Origin of the sequence: Rhizobium sp. BIGb0125 (genome assembly GCF_024810055.1) — a bacterium.
GTDB lineage: Bacteria > Pseudomonadota > Alphaproteobacteria > Rhizobiales > Rhizobiaceae > Agrobacterium.
Genome location: NZ_JANUDV010000011.1, coordinates 106143 through 129089, shown reverse-complemented (window position 1 = coordinate 129089; position 22947 = coordinate 106143). Strand labels below are relative to the sequence as shown.

The window sequence follows — 22947 nt, the reverse complement described above, 5'->3', positions numbered from 1 at the left end:
GATGTGCGATCCCTATACGCTGAACCATATTTCACGACAGATAGAGCGCGAAGCCTGGTATTTTATACCGCTCCGCGCTTTTTATATGTCAGAAACACCTAGGACAAATCCGGCGCGAAACCCTGCGCTGAAAGTCTCATGTCGAAAAAGCGACATCACCACTCTCTCACGACAAGAGAGTGATTTCGACAAAGCTCGGAAGTTTACAAAATTCAGAATGCCGTAAATGTCAGCGTCGTCAGTGAACGCACGATGCCCGGGATGCAGACGATATTATCGTTGATGAATTTCCCGGTATCCTGATCTTCCTTCAGGTAGATCTTCAGCAGCAGATCATATTCACCACTGGTCGAATAAAGCTCGGACACCAGCTCCGTTTTGTAGATTGCATCCGCGACCTCGTAGGTCTTGCCCGGTGTGCATTGCAATTGAACGAAGATTGGCTTCATTGGTAGATACCCTGATATGCGCTTTCGAGGAGGTGGCACACCTCTTTTCAACAACACTATTGGCTGAGGCGTGCCTGTGTTGCAAGTCCGTTGGCCATTTTGTGCCCTCTAGCAAAGACCATTGTCTTGCTGCCCTCGCACAAACCCGGGCAGATCGGCATTATTCCCTAAGGGAATGATCTGTTGACGATATGTCGATATCCAACAGCCTTCACACTCGCTAAGCTCGAAGCATAATCAGTCCCGGTCAACGGGAGAAACCCACTTCCGGATGGCGAACATGTACAACGATCCACGCTCCCACGGCCTGTGGGAAATGACAGCTCCCCCACCGCCTGAAACATCGCCGCTTCAAGGCAATGTCACGGTAGATGTCGTCATTGTTGGTGGCGGTTATACCGGCCTTTCTGCTGCCTTGCATTTGGCGGAACGCGGCACGCGGGTAATCCTGCTCGAGGCAAAGCAGTTTGGCTTTGGCGGCGCTGGCCGAAATGTCGGCCTGATCAATGGTGGCATGTGGACCATGCCGAAAGAATTGCCCGCAGTGCTTGGTCCTGTTTATGGCGAACGCTTGCTGGATTTGCTGGGCGGTGCGCCGCTGGTTGTGCGCGAGCTCATTCAAAAATACGCCATCGATTGCCAATTGCAGACGCACGGTACGCTGCATTGCGCTGTCGGCAAGTCAGGCCTTGAGGAAATTGAGGAGCGCTGCCGCCAATGGAGCGCACGCGGCGCGCCGGTGAAAATTCTTGATGCGGAAGAGACCGCCAGACGTGTTGGCACCCGCGCCTATGCTGGCGCTCTTCACGACAGCAGGGCTGGAACCTTACAGCCACTCGCCTATGCACGTGGCCTTGCCCGCGCCGCACAAAATGCAGGCGCCCAGCTACACACTGAAAGCCCGGTCTTATCGACAGAACGACAGGCTGGAAATTGGATCGTCAAGACTGCAAAAGGCTCCGTCACGGCACAATGGATTATTGTTGCGTCGGAAGCCTATAGCACCGGACCCTGGGAAGTCGTTCGCCAGGAACAGGTCTATCTTCCCTACTTCAATTTCGCGACGAAACCGCTGAACAAAGCGGTCCTCAACACCATTTTGCCGGGCAAGGAAGGATGCTGGGACACACGGGAAATCCTGTCGTCTTTCCGGCTGGACAAGGAAGGCCGGCTGGTTTTCGGCAGCGTCGGTGCATTGCGCAACACGGGTCTTGCCGTTCACCGGGCTTGGGCAATCCGCTCATTACAAAAACTCTTCCCGCAAATCGGCAAAGTAGAATTTGACGCCGAATGGTACGGCAAGATCGGCATGACGGATAACGCCCTGCCACGTTTCCACAAATTCGCACCCAATGTCGTCGGCTTCTCTGGCTACAACGGTCGCGGCATCGCGCCAGGCACAATCTTCGGCAAAACAATAGCAAACCATGTCAGCGGTGATATCACCGAAGACGACATGCCCTTGCCTCTGACCGAAGCGAAAGAGCAGAAACTGCGCAGCATCAAAGAACTTTACTACGAAGCGGGCGCACAGATTGCCCATATTGCCGGGGCACGTTTCTAGCACCCGTAAATTATACCGTTGCCTGAAAAGGCTTCTCTGACCGGATCCGCGTGCTCGACCCGCCGCAGGTCCGGTTTTTATTCGTCACAGATACGGACAAGACTTGCTGACATCAGCATACGACGTCGACGCAAGTCGATGTATTCTTGAAAACATATCCATTCTCGGTTAAGCCAAATCGTCATATACAACAAAACATATCGACTGACCAAAAGGAACCGCCATGAAATTTCTCAGACGCCACATGTTCAGAACAATCGCGGCTTCCGTTGCAGCCGTATTCCTGTCCACAGCCATGCTTTCAGGCACAGCCGCTGCTGAAGAAAAAGTAACGGTTTTTGCCGCTGCCAGCATGAAGAACGCACTTGATGCGATCAACGTCGAATGGGCCAAGGAAACCAAGAACGAAACCACTGTTTCCTATGCAGCGAGCTCTGCATTGGCCAAGCAGATTGAAGCTGGCGCACCTGCCGACATCTTCATCTCCGCCGACCTGGCTTGGATGGACTATGTCGCTGAAAAGAAGCTGATCAAGGAAGACACCCGCTCCAACCTTCTCGGCAACCGCATCGTTCTGGTAGCTCCTGCCGACAAGGCAAAGGACGTTGAGATCAAGGAAGGTTTCGACTTGGCTGGTCTGCTGGGTGATGGCCGTCTAGCCATGGGTGCAGTTGATTCCGTTCCAGCTGGCAAATACGGCAAGGCCGCTTTGGAAAAGCTCGGCGTATGGTCATCGGTTGAAGCCAAGGTCGCCGGTGCAGAAAGCGTTCGCGCAGCACTGCTGTTGGTATCGCGCGGAGAAGCACCTTACGGTATCGTCTACCAGACCGATGCTGCTGCTGACCCAGGCGTAAAGATTGTCGGCACGTTCCCAGAGAACACCCACCCGGCTATCATCTATCCGGTTGCAGTCCTGTCTTCCTCGAAGACACCGGCAGCTGAAGCCTACCTCGAATACCTGAAGTCGGACAAAGCTGCACCGATCTTCGAAAAGGAAGGCTTTACAATCGTAAAGTAATCCTCATCCACTCGGATGAAAAGACATACACGCCCCGGTCATGGCCGGGGCGTTCGCTGACAAGAATAAAGGAAACCCGCATTGGACTGGCTAACACTTGGCCCTGACGAATGGATCGCAATTCGCCTCAGCTTATGGGTTTCCAGCATCGCGATGCTGGTCAGCCTGCCCTTTGGCATCATCACCGCACTGGCCTTGGCGCGCGGCCGTTTCTGGGGAAAATCCCTGCTCAACGGCATCGTGCATCTGCCTCTGATCCTGCCACCGGTCGTGACAGGTTTCATCCTGCTGGTTCTGTTTGGCAGACGCGGTTTCATCGGCTCCTATCTTGATGAATATTTCGGCATCGTTTTTTCCTTCCGCTGGACGGGCGCAGCGCTTGCCTGCGGTATCATGGGCTTTCCGCTTATGGTCCGCTCGATCCGCCTTTCGATCGAATCCGTTGATCGAAAGCTGGAGGAGGCAGCCGGAACCTTGGGTGCAAGCCCGTTATGGGTGTTCCTCACCGTTACCTTGCCGCTGACATTGCCCGGCATTATCGCCGGCATGATTCTGGCCTTTGCCAAGGCCATGGGTGAGTTCGGCGCCACCATTACATTCGTGTCGAATATTCCTGGCGAAACACAGACATTGTCGGCCGCCATTTATACATTCACGCAGGTTCCGGGCGGAGACCTCGGCGCGCTAAGGTTGACGATCGTCGCCATTGTCATTTCGATGCTGGCACTTCTTGCCTCGGAATTCATGGCGCGCTTCGTCGGAAAACGGGTGAACGCAGAATGACCCTTACCGTCAGCATCAATCACCGTTTTCAGTCTTTTCATCTGGACGCATCCTTTGTGTCCGAGCGTGGGGTGACAGCACTTTTCGGCCGTTCAGGATCGGGCAAAACCTCGATGATCCGTATCATTGCCGGATTGACGAAACCCGATAACGGCAAGGTCGTTCTTGATGACACGACGCTGGCGGATTCCGACAGACGACTTTTTGTGCCGGGTTACAAACGCCGCTTTGGATATGTGTTTCAGGAAGCACGGCTTTTCCCGCACATGACCGTGCAGCAAAATCTGGATTATGGCCGCTGGTTTACACCAAAGGCCAACCGCCAGACCAACGATGCTCGCATCATTGAGATGCTTGGCATCGGCGCGCTGTTGTCGCGACATCCGGACAAATTGTCAGGCGGCGAAAAACAACGTGTCGCCATTGGCAGAGCACTTCTGTCTTCACCACGCATGTTGTTGATGGATGAACCGCTTGCGGCGCTAGATGAAGCCCGAAAGCTGGAAATCCTGCCCTATCTGGAACTTCTGCGCGACGAAATGCGCCTGCCGATCGTTTATGTCAGCCACTCGGTCGCCGAGGTCGCCCGTCTGGCCGACAAGGTCATCGTGATGAAGGACGGCAAGGTGGAAGCGGCAGGTCCCGCCAGCGAAGTTCTTGGTGAATCCGCCTTTTCCAACCAACTCGAACGCCGTGAAATGGGCAGCATTCTCTCCGGCAAGATCGAAGCGGTTGACGATAAATATGGACTGCTGACCGTTCGCCTCAAACAGAAAAGCCTCACCATACCTGCCAAGGCAGGCGAAATCGGCAAAACCGTGCGTGTGCACATTCCTGCCCGCGACGTCATGCTGGCAACCGAAAATCCCAATGGTTTGAGTGCATTGAACATTTTGCAGGGCACCATCAAGGACATATCAGACGCCACCGATGGCATGGTCACCGTCAGCATCAATTGTGGTGGCGATACCATCCTGTCACGGATTACCGCCCTGTCTCAGGAAAGGCTGGGGCTTGAACCGGGCAAGCCGGTTTTTGCGATCGTCAAATCGGCAGCACTCGACCGCTACTGACCGGCATCAGATGACCGGTGGCGGTTTTTCTCCAGCCAGTCCAACTCTGGTTTGACAGCCATTTCAAGCTTCTCCTGCATATTACGGTAGGTGTGAAGCAGTTCATTACCAAACTCCGTCAGGGCAGCACCACCGCCCTGCTTGCCGCCCCGCTGGGATTCGACAACCGGCCTGCGGAACATGCTGTTCAAGGCATCCACCAGCAGCCAGGCCCTTCGGTAGGACATATCCATCGCGCGTCCTGCGGCAGAGATGGATCCTGTCGAGGCAATCAGCTCCAGCAGACGGATCTTGCCATGACCCAGCCTGCTATCTGGCGGAAAATCGATCCGCAACACCAGTCGCAAGACATCATCACTATTTTCCATCAACCATCTCGACACATTCAGCAGGACTATGGTCGCTGTTATTTCATGCCTTATTCGGAAAGAACAGAGAGAGCTTCATCCGCAATCGTCTGTTCCTCGTCGGTTGAGATAACATAGACCGCGACCCGGCTGGCCTCACTGCTGATCAGCCTGCGATTTTCATTATTGGCGGCATCATCGATCTCAACACCCAGCCACATCATCCTCTCGGCTATGCTTTTGCGCATCAACGGCTGATGTTCACCAATGCCAGCCGTAAAAACAAATGCATCCAGCCCCCCAAGTGTTGCCGCAAGCCGTGAAGCCTCGCCGGCAATCCGGAAAGAAAACAGATCAAGCGCAAGTTTGGCGTCGGGATTTTCACTCTTCAGCAAATCACGAATGTCAGCACTGACGCCGGAAACGCCAAGCAGGCCGGACCTGTGATAAAGCAACTCCTGCAGATCGACAGGCTTCATGCCCTTTTCATTAAGGAGATGCAAAAGAACCCCCGCATCAAGCGCTCCGCACCGGGTTGCCATCGGGATGCCATCCAGTGTCGAAAAGCCCATGCTGGTGTCACGGCTAATGCCTTCCTCCAGTGCGCACAGACTTGCCCCGCTTCCCAGATGCGCGGCAACAACCTTGCCGGAGCCAAGCTCAGGTGCGATGCGCTTCACGGCACTGGCAATGAATTTATAGGACAGCCCATGAAAACCGTAGCGCCTTACGCCTTCATCATGCAGGGCAGAGGGTAGCGCAAAACGTTGCGCCAACGGATGCTGGCTTCTGTGAAACGCGGTGTCGAATGAAACCGTCTGCGGCATATCAGGGAAAAGATGACTAATCGCCCGGATCAACCGCAGACTTTGTGGCTGATGCAAAGGTGCAAGAGGTGTCAGTTCTTCAATGCCGACACGTGTTTCGTGGCTCAGAACAACAGGGCCTTCGAACCTGTCGCCACCATGCACCACCCTGTGCCCCACCGCATAAACATCATCCAGGTTGAAATGTCTGGCGAGCCAGCCAAAAGTTTCTTCCAGCACGTCATGCAAGACATCCTGCCCATCCGAGGTCAATGGCACTTCAAAATCTTCCGGACCTTCCATCAAATGGAAAACCAACGGACGCTCCCGAAAATCAATGATGCCTTTGCCAACACGGGTGGCCTTATCCGCCTCGACCGCAAAAAGACCAATCTTCACGGTCGATGAACCGGCATTGAAGGTAAGAAGCATCTTGCTCGTCATGACTGACCTCCCGTTGCATGTACCCGACAATCTCACCAAGCGCGCACGCTTTTGTCATCAGGATCATAGGGTCGATTTTGACCGTAGAATTGATTTCAATCAATGATTGCGCATATCGTTCCCCTATCCTGTAAATAGACAAGATATGCCGCCCCGTTCGGTCTATCTAAAATCAGGGGTATTCATGACTGTTTCAGCGCCGCCAAACACCGACGCGAACTCCAACAGCCAGCCAGTTCCCTGGCACGCATTGGAAGTTCTGCACGCCGTTAACAAGCTGGATAGTAATGAAGCCGGATTGCACCCGGATGAAGCAAAACGGCGATTGGAAACCCACGGACCAAACCAGCTTCCTGAACCTCCCAAAACCAGCCCGTTGTTGCGGTTTCTCGCCCAGTTCAACAATACGCTGATTTATTTCCTGCTGATTGCTGCCGCCTTCGCCGCCTTCCTTGGGCACTTTGTCGATGCTGCCGTGATCGTTGCAGTGGTTACGATCAATGCGATTGTCGGTTTCATTCAGGAGGGCAAGGCAGAAAGCGCGCTTGACGCCATCCGCAACATGATTGCGCCGCATGCCACGGTTTTAAGAAACGGCGAAAAACAGAATATCGATGCCAGAAAGATCGTGCCGGGCGACGTGGTTCTGCTGGAGGCTGGAGACAAGGTTCCCGCCGACATTCGCATCATGCGTGCACGCAATCTGCAGATCAACGAGGCTATTCTAACCGGGGAATCGGTTCCTGCTGAAAAGCATGAGAGCCCATCGCAACCAGATGCCAGCCTTGCAGAACGCCGCTCACTCGGTTTTTCCGGTACCATCGTCACCACAGGCCAAGCCACCGGACTGGTGGTGGCAACCGGCAGCGCGACTGAGATCGGCCGTATTTCTTCGCTGATCAGCCAAGTCCAAGGCCTGACAACGCCTTTGCTTGAGCAAATCAACCGCTTCGGAAAATTGATCACCTGGGCAGCATTGGCTCTGGCCGCCGTGCTGCTGTTGATCGCGCTGCTTGTCCATCAATATGACTGGGCTGACGCCCTGATGCTGGTTGTTGCGCTGGCGGTCAGTGTTGTGCCGGAAGGGCTGCCTGCTGTTATCACCATCACCCTTGCCATCGGTGTTCAGCGCATGGCGGCCAGAAACGCTGTCGTCCGCCGTTTGCCCGCCGTGGAAACACTGGGTGCTACCTCGGTCATTTGCTCAGACAAAACCGGCACTCTCACAAAAAATGAAATGACCGTCGCCTGCGTGGTCACGGCGTCATCGACAGTCGATGTCACGGGAGCAGGTTATCAGCCAGAAGGCATGCTGGTTGAAGCCGGTAACGAAACGCCAGCGAGAAACGACCCCGCCCGCGACCAGCTCGTCAACGCCGCTCTGTTGTGTAACGACGCTGTCCTGACGCATAAAGATAGCCATTGGATAACGCTGGGTGATCCGATGGAAGGTGCGCTGGTGACGCTTGCGCTGAAATCAGGCCTTGGGCAGGAAGAACAGCGAAACAATTGGCCGCGTCTTTATGAAATCCCCTTTGATGCGCGCCATCGTTACATGGCAACACTCCATGCCACACCGTCAGGCGAACGGGTCATTTTCGTCAAGGGAGCGCCGGAAACACTGCTTTCTCTCTGCCAAAAACAAGCCGATCTCGATACGGACCAGCCAATCGACATCAGTTACTGGCAGGAAAAAATTGCCGCCGCTGCAGCGCAGGGACAGAGAATTCTGGCCTTTGCCACCAAACCGGCGCGGCAGGACAAACAAGACATAAACCCTGACGATATGGCCCCCGGTCTGGTCTTTCTCGGCATAACCGGCCTGATCGATCCACCTCGCCCGGAAGCACTTTCCGCAATAGCGCAATGCCGGTCGGCAGGCATTTCCGTCAAAATGATCACCGGCGACCACGGCACAACGGCGCTGGCAATTGCCCGCCAACTCCGCATTGCCGACAGTCCTGAGGTGCTGACGGGCGTTGAGGTTGATGCATTTTCCGACATGGACCTGCAAAGAGCCGTCAAGACCGTCAGCGTTTTTGCCCGCACCAGCCCGGAACACAAGCTGCGGATCGTGCGCGCTCTACAGGAAAACGGCGATATTGCCGCCATGACCGGTGATGGTGTCAACGACGCGCCATCCTTGAAACAGGCCGACGTTGGCGTCGCCATGGGTCATAAGGGCACCGAGGCCGCCAAGGAAGCCGCCGAAATGGTGCTGCTGGACGACAATTTCGCATCGATTGTGGCGGCGGTGCACGAAGGACGTACGGTCTACGACAATATTCGCAAGGTGATTTCCTGGACCCTGCCGACGAATGGCGGCGAGATTCTGTCGGTGATTATCGCTATTATCTTCGGACTGACCCTGCCAATGGCACCGGTCCATATTCTCTGGATCAATATGGCCACCACGATAAGCTTGGGGCTGGTGCTGGCGTTTGAGCCACCGGAACCTGGTGTCATGCAGCGGAGCCCAAGAAAACGCGATGCACCAATGCTCTCGCCATTCCTGTTATGGAGGATGATTTTTGTTTCAATCCTATTCATGCTTGGTGTGTTTGCCATGTTTCAGTTTGGTCTGTGGCGTGGACTGGGAGAAACCACAGCACGGACGATGGTGGTCAATACCATCGTGGTGATGGAGATTTTCTACCTGTTCAACGTGCGTTACCTGCACATGACGTCTTTCAGCCTGCGCGGAGCAATGGGCACACCTCCGGTGCTGTTGGCGATTATCGCCGTCACTGCGGCGCAGTTCCTGTTCACCTACACACCATTCATGCAGACAATGTTCGAAACGGCACCGCTGTCCCTGCTTGACGGGCTGGTCGTGGTTTCAACAGGCGTCGTGCTGATGATCGTTCTGGAGATCGAAAAAATCGTACTGCGGCGTTTGCGACTGTTTGCCTCGGAGGTGTGAGCGGTTTCAGGCAAACCGATCACGCCAGGCCAGCTGCGCCCCGGCAACTGGCAACGCCGTCGCTTCATAGATGCCCCGGGCAATCGCACGAGCCATGACAATGCCAGCAAGATGACAAATCTCGGCAAAATGAACACCGGTTTCCAGCGGTTTCAAGCCAGTGGCCGCGGCAAACATTGTGTCGCCATCACTGGAAAGATGCGCTGGTAATACGGCCCGCGCCAGGCCGTCATGGGCCAAGATCGACAGACGATGGGCCTGCGCCTTGCTCAGCGTCGCGTCCGTGACAACGGCACCAATGGTGGTTGCCGTCAGGGTAACACCTTTCAAGCGCATAGCAGTATCAGGCGCTGAAAAGCCGCCTGGAAACCCCCTGTTGCCAAATTCACCCGCCTGCTCAAACGGTGCTGCCCAAAAGTACGGACCATCGCCGACCGTTGCTGAGCCGAGCGCGTTGACGGCAACCAGTGCCGCAACCACATATCCACCTGACGTCACCGCACTTGCCGAGCCAAGACCACCCTTAAAGGTCGCAGTGGTCGCACCTGTGCCAGCACCAACCGTTCCCAGCGAAAACGCCTTGTCGTCAGCAGCCGTGAAGGCCGCATAACCCATGTCTCGATAGGGCGAATGCCGGCCCCAATCCTTGTTACCACCATTGAGCAGGTCCATCAGGATAGCCTGCGGAACAATCGGCACCCTTGTCGTGCCAACCTGCAGACCTCGCCCCTGTTCACGTAAACCCGCCTGCACGCCACCCGCCGCATCCAATCCGAATGCAGAGCCACCCGACAACACAAAAGCATCAACAGTTTCAACGGTCATTGCCGGATTGAGCAGATCGGTATCACGGCCACCCGGCGCACCGCCGAGAACCGAACCGGACGCAACAGCCGGTTGGTCAAAAACAATCGCCGTGACGCCGGACCCAAGCGCGAGGTCCGTTGCATGCCCGATACGGACACCTGCTACATCTGTCAGCAAATTCTGCAATTGCGCCATGGTATCCTCTTTGTCTCAGCCATCCTGCACCACCCTGTAACATCAATATACGGGTGGACAGCCGGTCTGAAATTCCCGTGTTTGGCTGCATGGTTATCAGCAATTAACCTAATGGTTTAGGTGAATCTTATGTTTTCAGTATTATCCAAATGACTAGGATATCCAGAAGTTTGAAGGGAGATACAGTCGAGATGAACGCGAAGATCCGTGAAATACTGTCAAAGTTCGGCCAGTTGCCGGTTTCCGTTGATACGATTGCCGATGAAGCTGATCTTTACGCAGCCGGGCTTTCTTCTTTCGCTTCAGTTCAGCTGATGCTTGGAATTGAAGAAGCATTCGATATCGAATTCCCTGATAATCTTTTGAACCGCAAATCCTTTGCGAGCATCAAGGCTATCGAAGACACAGTGACCCTTATTCTCAAGGACCAAGAGGCAGCCTGATGAACGTTTCTGTTGCCCTGCCGGAAACCGCGCTTGCAGCCCGGACTGCGCGGGTGGCAGTTATCGCGGCCAAACATGCCGATGATGTCGATCATGCCGGACGTTTTCCCAAGGAAGCCGTTGACGCGCTGAAAGCCGAACGGCTGCTTGGCATTCAGATTCCCGTTCATCTGGGTGGCGAAGGCGCCTCCCTTGAACAGATTGCCGAGGTTTGCTCGACACTCGGGCAGGCCTGCTCGGCCGTTGCGATGATTTTTGCCATGCACCAGATCAAGGCATCCAGCCTTGTGGAACATGGCGAAGAAAGTGAATGGCATACACAATTCATGCGCCGCATCGCGGCCGAACAACTGCTGCTTGGCTCCGCAACCACCGAAGGCGGTATCGGCGGAAACCTGCGCAATTCCATCTGCGCCATTGAGCGCGAGGGAACGATCTGCCGCCTGCAAAAAGACGCGACAGTTATTTCCTACGGCAGTGACGCCGATGCCATTCTCGTTACGTCCCGTGCCCATGCAGAAGCCAGTTCTTCCGATCAGGTAATGACGGTCTTTTTGAAAGATCAGTATTCCTTGGAAAAAACCCATGTCTGGGACACGCTCGGCATGCGTGGCACCTGTTCGGATGGCTTCCTGTTCAAGGCAGAAGCGCCTGCCGTACAGATATTTGCCAAGCCTTTTGCCGAAATCGCCGCCCAGTCCATGCTGGCCACCTCCCACTTGTTGTGGAGTGCCGTCTGGCACGGCATTGCAGCCGACGCCGTCATGCGGGCACAAAGCTTTGTCCGCGCCGCAGCACGCCGTTCACCCGGCACCGTGCCGCCCGGCGCCATCCGGCTGGCAGAAGTATCGAGCAAACTGCAAACGGTTCGCTCTAACGTCATTGCCGGCCTTAGAGCCTATGCCGAGACCAAAAAAGACCCTGACGCACTGATGTCCATGGGTTTTGCGGTCACCATGAACAATGTGAAGATCTGCTCGTCGGAGACCATTCTCGACATCATCAACCATGCCCTGCTGATCTGCGGCATCATGGGTTACAAAAACGGTACGCCCTATAGTGTCGGACGGCATCTGCGCGATGCGCATTCCGCACAATTGATGATCTCGAACGATCGTATTCTGGGCAATACGGCAAATCTGTTGCTTGTTCACAAGCAAGACACCAGCCTGTTGGGATAAAAAAATGGATATGCAAACCTCATTTCTGGACCGTCTCTTCGAGAAGGGCCTGCTGATTGATACGGGTGTTGATGGTCTCTACGGCCGCAGCGGCCAGTTCGAGGATGTCATCACCGCTTTTGAACGTTTGATTGACCGCACCGGCGGCATTGATGGTGCGGAGGCCATTCGTTTTCCGCCCGGCATCAACCGCGCCCATTTTGAAAAAAGCGGCTACATGAAGAGTTTCCCGCAGCTGGCGGGCACGGTTCATTCGTTCTGCGGCTGTGAACTGGATCACATCAACCTGCTGAAATGCATGGATGAAGGTGACGACTGGACAAAGGAACAGAAGGCGACCGATATCGTCTTGACACCGGCGGCCTGCTATCCGCTCTACCCCACGATAGCCAAGCGCGGAAACCTGCCAAAAGACGGCGGTCTCTACGATATTCAGTCCTATTGTTTCCGGCATGAGCCCTCCAAGGACCCAGCCCGTCAGCAACTGTTCCGCATGCGCGAATATGTCCGTATGGGCACTGAAAAAGACGTGACCGATTTCCGTCAGGCCTGGATGGATCGCGGTGTGAAAATGATGGAAGCCGTTGGCCTGGACGTTGAAATTGACGTTGCCAACGATCCGTTCTTTGGTCGTGCCGGTAAAATGCTGGCCAACAACCAGCGTGACCAGAACCTGAAATTTGAACTGCTCATCCCGGTTACGTCGGCAGCCAACAAGACTGCCTGCATGAGCTTTAATTACCATCAGGATGCATTCGGCACGAAATGGGGGCTCAACCTCGACAATGGACAAGTTGCGCACACCGCCTGTGTCGGCTTCGGACTGGAGCGTATTGCGCTTGCTTTGTTCGCCAAACATGGTCTCGACGTTCAGGAGTGGCCAGCAACGGTTCGTGAAACGCTCTGGGGCTGATGACATGACAAAGGTTTTTCCGGCTATAAATCCGGATGGTTACATCCAGCATCCGCTGCACGCGTCCGAGCGCATGTGGCCGGAAACCAATTGTTATGTCGATCTGTGGATCGAGGTCTTGTCAGCCGCTGGCCTGCCACCGGAAGCCATGCTCGGTTTTACCCTGTCGCAAGACTTCGAAGGAGACCAGTTCACCTTTTTTAAGGTGCCGCTTGAGGATCTAGAGGCGCTCTACGGCATCCGCGTGACCGAGCTTGCGATCTTCGATAACGTGGAAAATCATGTGCTGACCCAGATTGAGCGTGGCCGTCTGTGCCTGCTGGAAATGGACAGCTTCTACATGCCGGATACCCAGGGGGTCGGTTATGGCAAGGAGCATGGCAAGACCACCGTTGCGATAAACCGGCTCGACGTCAAAAACCGCTCTCTCGATTATTTCCACAATGCCGGTTTCTTCCACCTTGAGGGCGATGATTTCTCAGGGCTGTTCCAGCATCATCTCGACGAGACTGCACCACCCTTTCTGCCCTATACGGAATTTGCCAAATTTCCGGACGCACCTGTTTCGCAGCATCATATTCGCACTGTTGCCGAGCAGTTGCTGCGACACCACTTTGCGCGGCGTCCGTCCAAAAATCCGGTCCGGGCCTTTGCCAAGGTATTCCCCGCGCAGGTCGAAGCGATGGCTGACAGGCCGTTCGGCTTTTTCCACAAATACGCGTTCAATACGCTGCGGCAGCTTGGCGCCAACTTCGAACTGACCGCCAGCCATCTACAATGGCTGAGTGGAGAAGACCGTTTTGGCGAAGCACAACAACATGCGCTGCGCATCGCAGAAATCTCCAAGACTGTGCAATTCCAGCTTGCTCGCGCCATCACCCGCCGTAAATTTGATGCTCTCACCACCGTCCTTGATCCTGCAGTCGATGCCTGGGATTTGCTGATGCAGGATCTGACAAGATCCGTCGGTGCGGCAAGCGAGGCAGCGTGACACCCCCAATCCTGACTGAAAGCATGATTCATACCCTCCTTTCAGATGGATGGATGCTGACGACCACACCTGCCAACGCTTTCGAGAAACCATCGGACATTTCCGCAGAGAAACAGCAGATCACGGCATGTGTTCCCGGCACCGTTGCCGAAGCGCTGGAAAATGCCGGCATGTTCGACCGAAACAACCCGCATCCACTTGATACGCAGGATGCGTGGTACAGGCTTGCCCTGAAAACGGATGAGCCGGCTGATGTCATGCTGCACTTTGCCGGCCTTGCCACCGTGGCAGAGGTGTTTCTGAACGACACGCTGATCCTGTCATCCGAAAGCATGTTTGAAAGTCACGACGTTCCCGTCCATTTGAGCGGTAACGACAATTTGGCGATATGTTTTCGCGCCCTCGCGCCACATCTTGCCCGCAACGGACCACGGGCGCGTTGGCGTCCGCAAATGATGAACACACAAGGGTTACGGCTAATCAGAACCACGGCGCTCGGTTATATGCCCGGCTGGTGCCCAGAGATCCACGCCGTAGGTCCTTGGCGGCCAATCAGCTATTCGCGCCCCGCCAAGCAGGCAATCAAAGATCTGGTGCTCAGATCCGACCTTTCAGACAAAGGTGATGGCCTCCTCTCGATCGCCTTCAAACTGCAAAACCGCACCGATACGATTTCAGTTCATTGTGCCGATCATTCCATGGAGCTGCAGCAGAACGATAACGGGGGAATCGCTGGCCAGTTGACCATTCCCGGCGTTGCGCAATGGTGGCCACACACGCATGGCACACCGCAACTGCATGACGTTACCCTGAAGATCGGTGGCGAAACGTACCCGTTAGGTCAGACGGGGTTTCGGCGCATTGAGGTCGATCGTGGTTCTGACGGCAATGACTTTACCGTCAAGATAAATGGTGAGCGCATCTTCTGCCGTGGCGCCGTATGGACCAATGCCGATATTGTCCGGCTTCCCGGAGCGCGCGCTGATTACGACCTATGGCTTAAACTGGCCGCAGATGCCGGCATGAACATGATCCGCATCGGCGGAACCATGACCTATGAAACGCCTGAGTTCTTCAAACTCTGCGACGAATTGGGCCTCATGGTCTGGCAGGATCTGATGTTTGCGAATTTTGATTATCCGGCAAAGGATGAAACATTTTGCGAGCACGTCAAAACTGAAGTGTCGCAATTTCTTGCGGGAACGGCCTTGTCTCCCTCGCTGACCATCCTGTCCGGCGGCAGTGAAATGCACCAGCAAGGCGCCATGCTTGGCCTGCCGGAAACAATCTGGAATGGCCCACTAACACAGGAAATCCTGCCGGAACTGGCAACCCGCCAACGTCCTGATGTGCCATTTGTTGCCAATTCACCGAGCGGCGGTGCACTACCGTTTTACCCGAATGCTGGAATAGCCCATTATTACGGTGTCGGCGCGTACTGCCGTCCTTTGGACGATGCCCGGCGCGCCAATGTACGTTTTGCAGCCGAATGTCTGGCATTTGCCAATGTGCCGCAACAACAGACGCTCGATCGGCATCTATCGGTGCCAGCGGTGATTGACCCCATATGGAAAAAGCAGGTCCCCCGTGACCGCAGCGCATCCTGGGATTTCGACGATATCCGTGAGCACTACCTGACAGAGCTTTATGACGTCGTTCCAAGCCGATTGCGCAGTGAAAATCCCAGCCGTTATCTCGACTACTCCCGCGCCGTCACCGCTGAAGTGATGGAAGCGACATTTGCCGAGTGGCGCCGGTCCGCTTCATCCTGCAACGGTGCCCTGGTCTGGACATTGCAAGACCTGATGCCGGGTGCAGGCTGGGGCGTGATTGACGCAACCGGCGAACCAAAACCGGCATGGTATGGTCTGAAAAGGGCATTCCGCCCGATACAGTTGCTGCTGAGCGATGAAGGCACCAATGGCCTGGACGTACACGTCATCAACGAGACGTCTGCTGCGCAGGATTTCATTGTTGAACTGACCTGCCTGAGAGATGGCAGCCAGCCGGTCGTAAGCGCACGGCGAGAATTGCAACTCGCGGCCAGACGCACGGCAACCATCGCAGCGAGCGATCTGTTCGGGGCATTTTTTGATACGACCTATGCCTATCGCTTCGGTCCACCGTCTCATGATGTCACTGTAGCGCGGCTCAAAAATGCTGCTGATGAGGAGGTCATCTCAGAAGCGTTTCATTTCCCGCTTGGCCGGTCACGGGCGATGCACGATTCGGATATCGAGGTCCATCTGCTGAGAAACGACAAGGGAAACTGGTGTCTGAAACTGACAACCAATCGGCTTGCACAGTCCGTTCATGTTCAGGTTGATAATTTCCGCGCCTCGGACGACTGGTTCCATCTCGCACCGGGTGCCGCCAAGACGATTGAACTGGTCGCCAGAAGCGGTGACGAAATGCTGCCATCGGGTGAAATCACCACACTGTCCTCAAAACAGGTGCTGCGGTTTTAATCCGCCAGCGCCAGCTCCCTGACCTTGTCGAGATAAATCTTGCGCGCATGTTCCGGCGAAAGATTGTGATCTGCATTTGGCATGATTGCGAAGGACACATTGGGGTAGGCCTTCAGCCCCCGCCCACTCACGTCAAAATAATAATTGAAGTGATCAAGTCCGGCATCATTTTCGCTGTAGAGAAGCGCCACCTTGGTTTTCTGGGCCTTCAAAGTATCAAACGCCGCATAGACCGAACGACCAAACTCATTATGTGAGCGGAACAGTCGTGCTGTCCTGACGCCAATCTGTTTCCCGACCGCCTTGGCAATGTTAATGGCAGCACTCGGCAAATCCACTTCACCCTTCAGGATCCGGGTAAAGGTGCCCCGGTTCAACATGCGTTCGCGATATTCGCCAAATGACCGCGGTTTATGATCAAGGCTGTCCTCGACAGACCGCCCTTTCTCCCAGCGGAAACAATCCGCATTCACCACGATGGCACCCCTGATGCGCGCATCGGCCAGTGCACTGCTAAAGGCCACAAACGCACCACTGCACCGTCCTGCAGCAATCACGGGTCCCTTGCCGCGGCTTTGCATGAAATCGACCGCTTCGATCACGTCGATATTTTGCGCTTCTTCATAGAGAACCTGTTGCGGAACGCCCGGCAGCGGTGGACTGTCGGCAATATTCGCGCCGTCAAATCGCAAGGAGGTTATGCCCTCTTTCGCCAAATCGCGCGCCATGCGCGCAGTCAGCCGTCCCCAGCCGGAATGGCGGTCATAGGCTGAGTTGAGGAAGACGACATTGGCGCCTCGCGGCTGGCCAAGCGGTTCACACACCACACCAAACAGACGGCCCCTTTCACCGAATTGAACCGGCGTCTCGGTAAATCCGGCACCATCAAGCACCGCGTTCTGAGGTTGCCCTAAATGGTGAGGTCCATCAGCGCAAGGGTCTGACCGCTCCTTCACCCAAGAGACAATATTCTCGACGAGACCATCGGGAATGATGGATTGGGTTGGAGAGGACACCAGCGCATCATATCCGGCAAACGCAATGGCGTCGGCTTTGGCATCCAAAGCCTTGAAATGTTTGAGAAGGTCATCCTCGGCAATACGCTCGGGCCGCGTCACAAAAAGACAATCGGAGGACGGGATGGTTTCAAGCTTGAGCAGATTGATTTTTTTGATCGCATCCGCAACGCCAGCCGGCATTAGAAGACCAGCAATGGAACCGGGATCTTTCAACCGCTGATCTGCAGGCAAACCAAGCCCGTCATCGATCATTGAAGACCACATGGCTGTTTCACGCAGATAATTGCGACCGGAAACAACCGGCGCCATCATGACCAACGCATCGATTTTACCCGCTTTGGTCAAGGCTTCGCAGGCCATGATGCAACCAAGGCCCTGCGCGATCACCACCAGTTTCCGGCAGCCGGATGAAGCTCGAAGGGTTTGGGCAGCATCCACAACACTTTGGATCCAGACCTCAGCGCCCGCATCGCTGCCATCAGGATCAAGGGAATCACCCGTGCCCGGATAATCAAAACGCAGACTTGCGATGCCGACGTCCGACAGGCGCTCCGCCATGATACGCTGCAGTTTGCGCGTGCACAGTTCTTCCATTCCCCAAGGACTGAGGAAAAGCACAGCCGTATCCGTGAGATTGTTTTCATCGGGAAAATGAAAAATGCCTGCGCACTGCGAAAAAACCACCGGCCTCGCGGCATAGGAAACAAGCAGCCTGCTTTTCGCTTGAATATCAACATTCTGAGGAAGATCAGTCTTGATCTGCGAGGTGTCTACCATATCCAAACCGTACCGCTCTGATTTCCACATACCCTGCCGCAAATAGCTTAAATATTAGCACATTGCATAGTGTGTTTTTTCACAGCATAAAACCCTGACGCGAATCTGTGGGCAAACGCACGCGATTCATCACACCGGTCGCTTACATAAATTTGAACCGCGTCACGCTTGCAGTTAATCAGCATCGCAGTTAGTTCACCGAGAATAGTATCTTGCTCTGGCAATCTCACCGGTCAGAACCTATTTCCTCAACCAATAAAGCTCACATGTTTGCGAGGATGGCTTTGACGCCACCCAAGGCATAAATTATAGTCACCTTCACTCCGACAGGGCATTTAAGCATACATGGAAAAAAGCCTCGCCCGCTATATCTGGACCCACACCAGGCGGCAGCAACTCTGGATTTTGTTCATCGTCGCCCTGTCGATGATTCCATACTTCCTGTCTTTTGATCTGCCAAAGCAGATTGTCAACGGTCCGATTCAGGGCGGCGGGTTTGAAGGCGTAAACGCCACCCAGCTGTTCATGCATCTGGAAGTCGAGCTTCCATTCTGGGGTACCGTGACGCTTTTTCCCGGCGTCGAACTCAACCGAATGATGACCCTTATGGGGTTGAGTTTTACCTTCCTCGTCCTCGTCATCATCAACGGCCTGTTCAAATATTACATCAACACCTTCAAGGGCCGGCTTGGCGAGCGTCTGCTTCGCCGCATTCGTTTCGACTTGATCGACCGTATCCTGCGTTTTCCACCTTCTCACTTCAAGCGAGTGAAGGGGTCGGAAATATCCAGTATGGTGAAAGACGAAGTGGAGCCGCTGGGTGGTTTTACCGGCGACGCCTTCGTGCAGCCCGCCCTTCTTGGCGGGCAGGCATTTTCGGCGCTGTTCTTCATCCTTGTACAGAACCTCTGGCTCGGGCTGATTGCTGCTTTTATGGCCGCGATACAGGTCGGCATCATTCCAAAGATGCGTCGTCGCCTGATCGATTTGGGTCGTCAGCGCCAGTTGAGCGCCCGTCTTCTGGCCGGCCGCATCGGTGAAATCGTTGATGGTATTGGCACAATCCATGCCTACGACACATCGAATTATGAACGCGCCGACGCTGCCCATCGGCTTGGTGAGATTTTCAGGATTCGTTATGACCTCTACCAGTGGAAGTTTCTGGTCAAGTTCATCAACAACTTCCTAGCCCAGCTGACACCGTTCTTTTTCTACGCGATCGGTGGTTATCTGACCCTCAAGGGTAGCCTTGACGTCGGTCAGCTGGTTGCCGTCATCAACGCCTATAAGGAACTGCCGGGACCGCTCAAGGAGCTGATCGACTGGGATCAGGCACGCCAGGATGTGCAGGTCAAATACGAGCAGGTCATCGAACAATTCGATTCGTCGAACATGATCCCGCCGGAAATCCAGACCGTTTCACTCGCGGCGGCCGGCACGCTGACAGCTGCCATCACCATCGACAAGCTGGTGCTTGATGACGACAGCGGTGCGCGCATTCTCGAGCCCACCTCTCTTAGTATCGAGCGCGGCGAAAAAATCGCCATTGTCGGCGGGGCGGCGGCTGAAGCACTTGCCGAAGCAATTGGACGCACCATTCGTCCCGCCAGCGGCAAGATCTGTATCGCTTCGGACGACATACTCGAAATACCCGAATCAACGACTGGGCGGCGCATTTCCTATGTCTCTTCCGACACCTATTTCTTCCACGGCAGCCTGAAGGACAACCTGCTTTACGGTCTCAAACATGCGCCGCTGAAGTCGAAGTCCTATGTTGGCAAGGAAGCGGACACCCGCAAATGGGAAATTCTGGAAGCCAAGCTTGCCGGTAACACCGACATGGATCTGCGCGGAGACTGGATCGATTACGAATCCACACCTAGCGGCAGTGATAAGCCGGGCAGCCTGGCGCATGACATGTTCACGGTTCTCGAGAAAGTTCAGCTTTCGTCCGATATTCTCGAGTTTGCGCTTCGCTCATCCATCGACCCGCTGTCTGACCTGCATCTTGCTGCCCGGATTGTTGAAATGCGTCAGGCCTTGCGTGGCGAATTGCAGCGGGAAAATCTCAGCAACATCATCGTGCCGTTTGAGCTGGAAAGCTACAACACGGAAGCAACGGTTGGTGAAAACCTGCTGTTCGGCACTATGCGTGATACCACCCTGACAGGCCGCACGATTGTCGAGAGTGAGTATTTCCGCAACTTGATGATCGAAACCGGCCTGTCACGCACGCTGTTCGACATGGGCTACACGATTGCTGAAAACCTGATCGAAATCTTCGGCGATCTGCCGGCAGACCACCCGTTCTTCCAGCAGGTGACCTTCCTGACGGCGGAAGAAATTCCGGCTTATCAGCAGATACTGCAGCGTCTGCAAAACGTTGGGGAAGACAAATACAACGGCGCAACTGACGCTGAAAAACGCGCCATGCTGCGTTTGAGCTTTTTCTACATCGAACCACGCCATCGTTTCGGTTTGCTGACACCTGATCTGATGAAGCAGATCGTTGAGGTACGTCACCAGTTCCATGATGGCCTGCCGGACGACTTGCGCAGTCTCATTGAACTTTATGACCCGGATCGCTATCTAAGCTCTACAAGCCTGCTGGATAACATTCTATTTGGCAAGATAAGCCACCGCCATACAGATGCATCGCGACGCATTCGCAGCATCGTCGCGAATGTGCTGCATGATCAAGGTCTTTATGAACGTGTTCTGGCAGTTGGTTTGAACTTTAATGTCGGTGCGGGCGGAAAACGTCTGTCGCCACTGCAAAGACAGAAACTCAATCTGGCACGCGCGCTGATACGACGTTCCGATTATTATATCTTCAATCGCCCGCTGCCAGGTCTCGACCACCGCCTGCAAGAAGCAATCGTTGAGAGCGTCATGACCTTCCTGCACCGCGAAGATGACAAGCCAGCGATTATATGGGTTTTGTCGAATGTTTCACTAACGCGTATGTTTGACCGCGTGGTTGTCTTCAATCAAGGCGCTCTGGCGGCAGATGGAACATACGAGACTCTTAACGAAGAAAACGCTATATTCCAAAAGATGGTAGCGACTTAAGCGCATGACAGCCGAAAGCTGACAAAGAACCGGATAGGACAAGGCAATGCTTTTCAAAGATGAAATACAGATGCTGCGGCGTGTTCCGTTTTTTTCAGAAATGGAGCCATCCAAGCTGAAGCTTCTCGCTTTTTCATCCGACCGTGTGAGCTATATGGCTGGCGAAGATCTGTTTCGTCAGGGCGATATGGGTGATGCCGCTTACGTACTTCTGACCGGCAAGGTTGATGTTCTCGTGGATTCGCCGTCCGGCCAGATCAAGCTGACCGAAATGAGCGGCAATGCCATCGTCGGTGAAATTGCCATTCTGTGTGACGGTGTCAGAACAGCAACGGTTCGCGCATCAACCTCGGTTGAAGCTCTTCGCATCGGCAAGGAACAATTCTTCAAGCTGATGTCAGACTTCCCGGATGTAACCATCAAGGTCATGCGCGTTCTCGCAGAACGTCTTACCAGCACCACAACGGAGCTGGGCAAGGCAAGAGCACGGCTCGAACATTAAGTTTATTGCGTGACACGCACCCTATCCTGACCGGATATTTTCGTTCACATGCGCTTTGAGGCAGAAATTAACCGGAACAATTAAAAAGGAAGAATATTTTCTGTTGTAATAAAACTGAAATGCTGACTGAATTAAAGAGACAGCATTTCAACCGCAGGGCATCATCAGGATGGAGCTTGCGGCACGGCACCATGAAACACAGAGTATCATGGGAACCGTGGTGAGTAGAGGTGGATCATGGTAGCGAGTTCCGGCGAAACAAGTCGGGAAGAGAGTGCAGACTTATTCCGCGTGAAAATATGGGGTGCACGAGGCACCTTGCCCGTATCAGGCGAAAATTTCTCCAAATATGGCGGCAATACCATCTGCATCGAAGTTCGCTGCGGAGAGCACGTTCTCATTTTTGATGCCGGATCGGGCATCATGCCAGCCGGCATGTCGCTGAAGGCTGAGGGCGTCTCCGACATAAATTTGTTTTTCACCCACTGTCACTACGACCATATTGTCGGCTTCCCCTATTTCAAGCCGTTCTTCAATCAGGCCAATAAGGTTGCCATCTGGTCGGGCCATATGGCCGGCGTCAAGACCACGCGCCAGATGCTCAACGAATTCATGTCCCCACCGTGGTTTCCGGCACCGCTCGACATATGCTGCGCCAAGATCGACCCACAGGATTTCAAGGCTGGCGACACGCTTGATGTTCGACCGGGGCTGGTCATCAAGACCGGCATGCTCAACCATCCCGGTAACGCCATCGGCTATCGTATCGAATGGGCAGGCCGGACAATGGCCATCATCACCGACACCGAACACACGCCAGGCATCAATGATCCCAATGTTCTGGAACTGATCAAGGATGTTGATCTGTTCCTCTACGACTGTTCTTTCACAGATGATGAAATGCAACAGTTCAAGGGCTATGGGCACTCGTCCTGGCAGCAGGCCATTCGTCTGGCAAAACTTGCCAATGCTTCCCGTGTCGGTTTCATCCATCACTCTCCGTGGCGCAGTGACGAAGATCTCGACAAGATCGATGCGCAAGCTAGACTGGAATTTAATGGCGCATTTGCTGCCCTTGATGGCCAGACCATTGAACTCTAAGTATTTTTAATGCCAATCATGTGATGGTCCGTGATGCAGATTTGGCAGGTATGAAACGTGCCTGCTGTTTT

The 22947-nt window shown here is 54.5% G+C and carries 18 protein-coding genes; 13 read left to right on the top strand and 5 right to left on the bottom strand.

Translation table 11 applies throughout. The annotated features are described in order from the left end of the window. Positions 1-212: 212 nt before the first annotated feature. Positions 213-449, bottom strand: a complete 237-nt coding sequence (locus tag M2418_RS24300) for an Lrp/AsnC ligand binding domain-containing protein (protein ID WP_192490345.1) — start codon at positions 447-449, stop codon at positions 213-215. A 280-nt stretch (positions 450-729) separates the two neighbouring features. Between M2418_RS24300 and M2418_RS24295 the strand changes: the two genes are divergently transcribed. The 4 genes from M2418_RS24295 (at position 730) to modC (ending at position 4887) form a co-directional block, all read left to right on the top strand. Continuing rightward, positions 730-2013 carry an FAD-binding oxidoreductase gene (locus tag M2418_RS24295; protein ID WP_259149610.1) on the top strand — a complete coding sequence of 428 codons (1284 nt, stop codon included), beginning with the start codon at positions 730-732 and terminating at the stop codon, positions 2011-2013. 244 nt (positions 2014-2257) lie between these two features. Next, positions 2258-3031: a molybdate ABC transporter substrate-binding protein gene (gene modA, locus M2418_RS24290; protein ID WP_405049478.1), complete on the top strand. Its 774-nt coding sequence runs from the start codon at positions 2258-2260 to the stop codon at positions 3029-3031. An 81-nt stretch (positions 3032-3112) separates the two neighbouring features. Further along, the gene (gene modB, locus M2418_RS24285; protein ID WP_259149608.1) at positions 3113-3814 is read left to right on the top strand and encodes a molybdate ABC transporter permease subunit; all 702 of its coding nucleotides are present in this window, start codon (positions 3113-3115) and stop codon (positions 3812-3814) included. Further along, on the top strand, positions 3811-4887 hold the full coding sequence (gene modC / locus M2418_RS24280; RefSeq protein WP_250984333.1) for a molybdenum ABC transporter ATP-binding protein: 1077 nt from the start codon (positions 3811-3813) through the stop codon (positions 4885-4887). The genes modB and modC overlap by 4 nt, the downstream gene beginning before the upstream one ends. On the opposite strand, the gene M2418_RS24275 is transcribed toward modC, so the two are convergent. Both M2418_RS24275 and M2418_RS24270 read right to left on the bottom strand, forming a co-directional pair. Next, on the bottom strand, positions 4881-5255 hold the full coding sequence (locus M2418_RS24275) for a winged helix-turn-helix domain-containing protein (RefSeq protein ID WP_259149605.1): 375 nt from the start codon (positions 5253-5255) through the stop codon (positions 4881-4883). The two genes, modC and M2418_RS24275, sit on opposite strands and share 7 nt — an antisense overlap. Before the next feature lie 50 nt (positions 5256-5305). After that, a complete protein-coding gene (locus tag M2418_RS24270; RefSeq protein ID WP_259149604.1) occupies positions 5306-6484 on the bottom strand; it encodes an acetate/propionate family kinase in 1179 nt (392 codons plus the stop codon). A gap of 184 nt (positions 6485-6668) precedes the next feature. Between M2418_RS24270 and M2418_RS24265 the strand changes: the two genes are divergently transcribed. Further along, complete coding sequence (locus M2418_RS24265) at positions 6669-9407, top strand: cation-transporting P-type ATPase (RefSeq protein ID WP_259149603.1); 2739 nt, start codon at positions 6669-6671, stop codon at positions 9405-9407. A 6-nt stretch (positions 9408-9413) separates the two neighbouring features. Here the strand turns inward: M2418_RS24265 and M2418_RS24260 are convergent, their stop codons facing one another. Next, positions 9414-10409 (bottom strand): P1 family peptidase, encoded by a 996-nt coding sequence (locus tag M2418_RS24260; protein WP_259149601.1) that lies wholly within the window; start codon positions 10407-10409, stop codon positions 9414-9416. A gap of 191 nt (positions 10410-10600) precedes the next feature. On the opposite strand from M2418_RS24260, the gene M2418_RS24255 reads away from it, so the two are divergent. The 5 genes from M2418_RS24255 to M2418_RS24235 are packed head-to-tail and all read left to right on the top strand — an operon-like array spanning position 10601 to position 16405. Further along, on the top strand, positions 10601-10852 hold the full coding sequence (locus M2418_RS24255; protein WP_250984328.1) for an acyl carrier protein: 252 nt from the start codon (positions 10601-10603) through the stop codon (positions 10850-10852). After that, positions 10852-12033 carry an acyl-CoA dehydrogenase family protein gene (locus M2418_RS24250; RefSeq protein WP_259149598.1) on the top strand — a complete coding sequence of 394 codons (1182 nt, stop codon included), beginning with the start codon at positions 10852-10854 and terminating at the stop codon, positions 12031-12033. Before M2418_RS24255 ends, M2418_RS24250 begins: the two co-directional genes overlap by 1 nt. 4 nt (positions 12034-12037) lie before the next feature. Further along, positions 12038-12946 (top strand): amino acid--[acyl-carrier-protein] ligase, encoded by a 909-nt coding sequence (locus tag M2418_RS24245; protein ID WP_259149597.1) that lies wholly within the window; start codon positions 12038-12040, stop codon positions 12944-12946. A 4-nt stretch (positions 12947-12950) separates the two neighbouring features. After that, positions 12951-13937, top strand: a complete 987-nt coding sequence (locus M2418_RS24240) for a DUF1839 family protein (protein ID WP_259149595.1) — start codon at positions 12951-12953, stop codon at positions 13935-13937. 23 nt (positions 13938-13960) lie between these two features. Then, a complete protein-coding gene (locus tag M2418_RS24235) occupies positions 13961-16405 on the top strand; it encodes a glycosyl hydrolase 2 galactose-binding domain-containing protein (RefSeq protein WP_259149593.1) in 2445 nt (814 codons plus the stop codon). On the opposite strand, the gene M2418_RS24230 is transcribed toward M2418_RS24235, so the two are convergent. Continuing rightward, a complete protein-coding gene (locus M2418_RS24230) occupies positions 16402-18201 on the bottom strand; it encodes an alpha/beta fold hydrolase (RefSeq protein WP_259149591.1) in 1800 nt (599 codons plus the stop codon). The genes M2418_RS24235 and M2418_RS24230 overlap by 4 nt on opposite strands. Positions 18202-18546: 345 nt before the next feature. Between M2418_RS24230 and M2418_RS24225 the strand changes: the two genes are divergently transcribed. The 3 genes from M2418_RS24225 (at position 18547) to M2418_RS24215 (ending at position 22876) form a co-directional block, all read left to right on the top strand. Further along, positions 18547-21273, top strand: a complete 2727-nt coding sequence (locus M2418_RS24225; protein WP_259149590.1) for an ABC transporter ATP-binding protein — start codon at positions 18547-18549, stop codon at positions 21271-21273. Positions 21274-21319: 46 nt separating this feature from the next. Continuing rightward, positions 21320-21775, top strand: coding sequence for a cyclic nucleotide-binding domain-containing protein (locus M2418_RS24220; RefSeq protein WP_192490361.1), 456 nt, complete (start codon positions 21320-21322; stop codon positions 21773-21775). A 237-nt stretch (positions 21776-22012) separates the two neighbouring features. Then, positions 22013-22876 (top strand): MBL fold metallo-hydrolase, encoded by an 864-nt coding sequence (locus M2418_RS24215; protein WP_405049477.1) that lies wholly within the window; start codon positions 22013-22015, stop codon positions 22874-22876. Positions 22877-22947 lie beyond the last annotated feature (71 nt).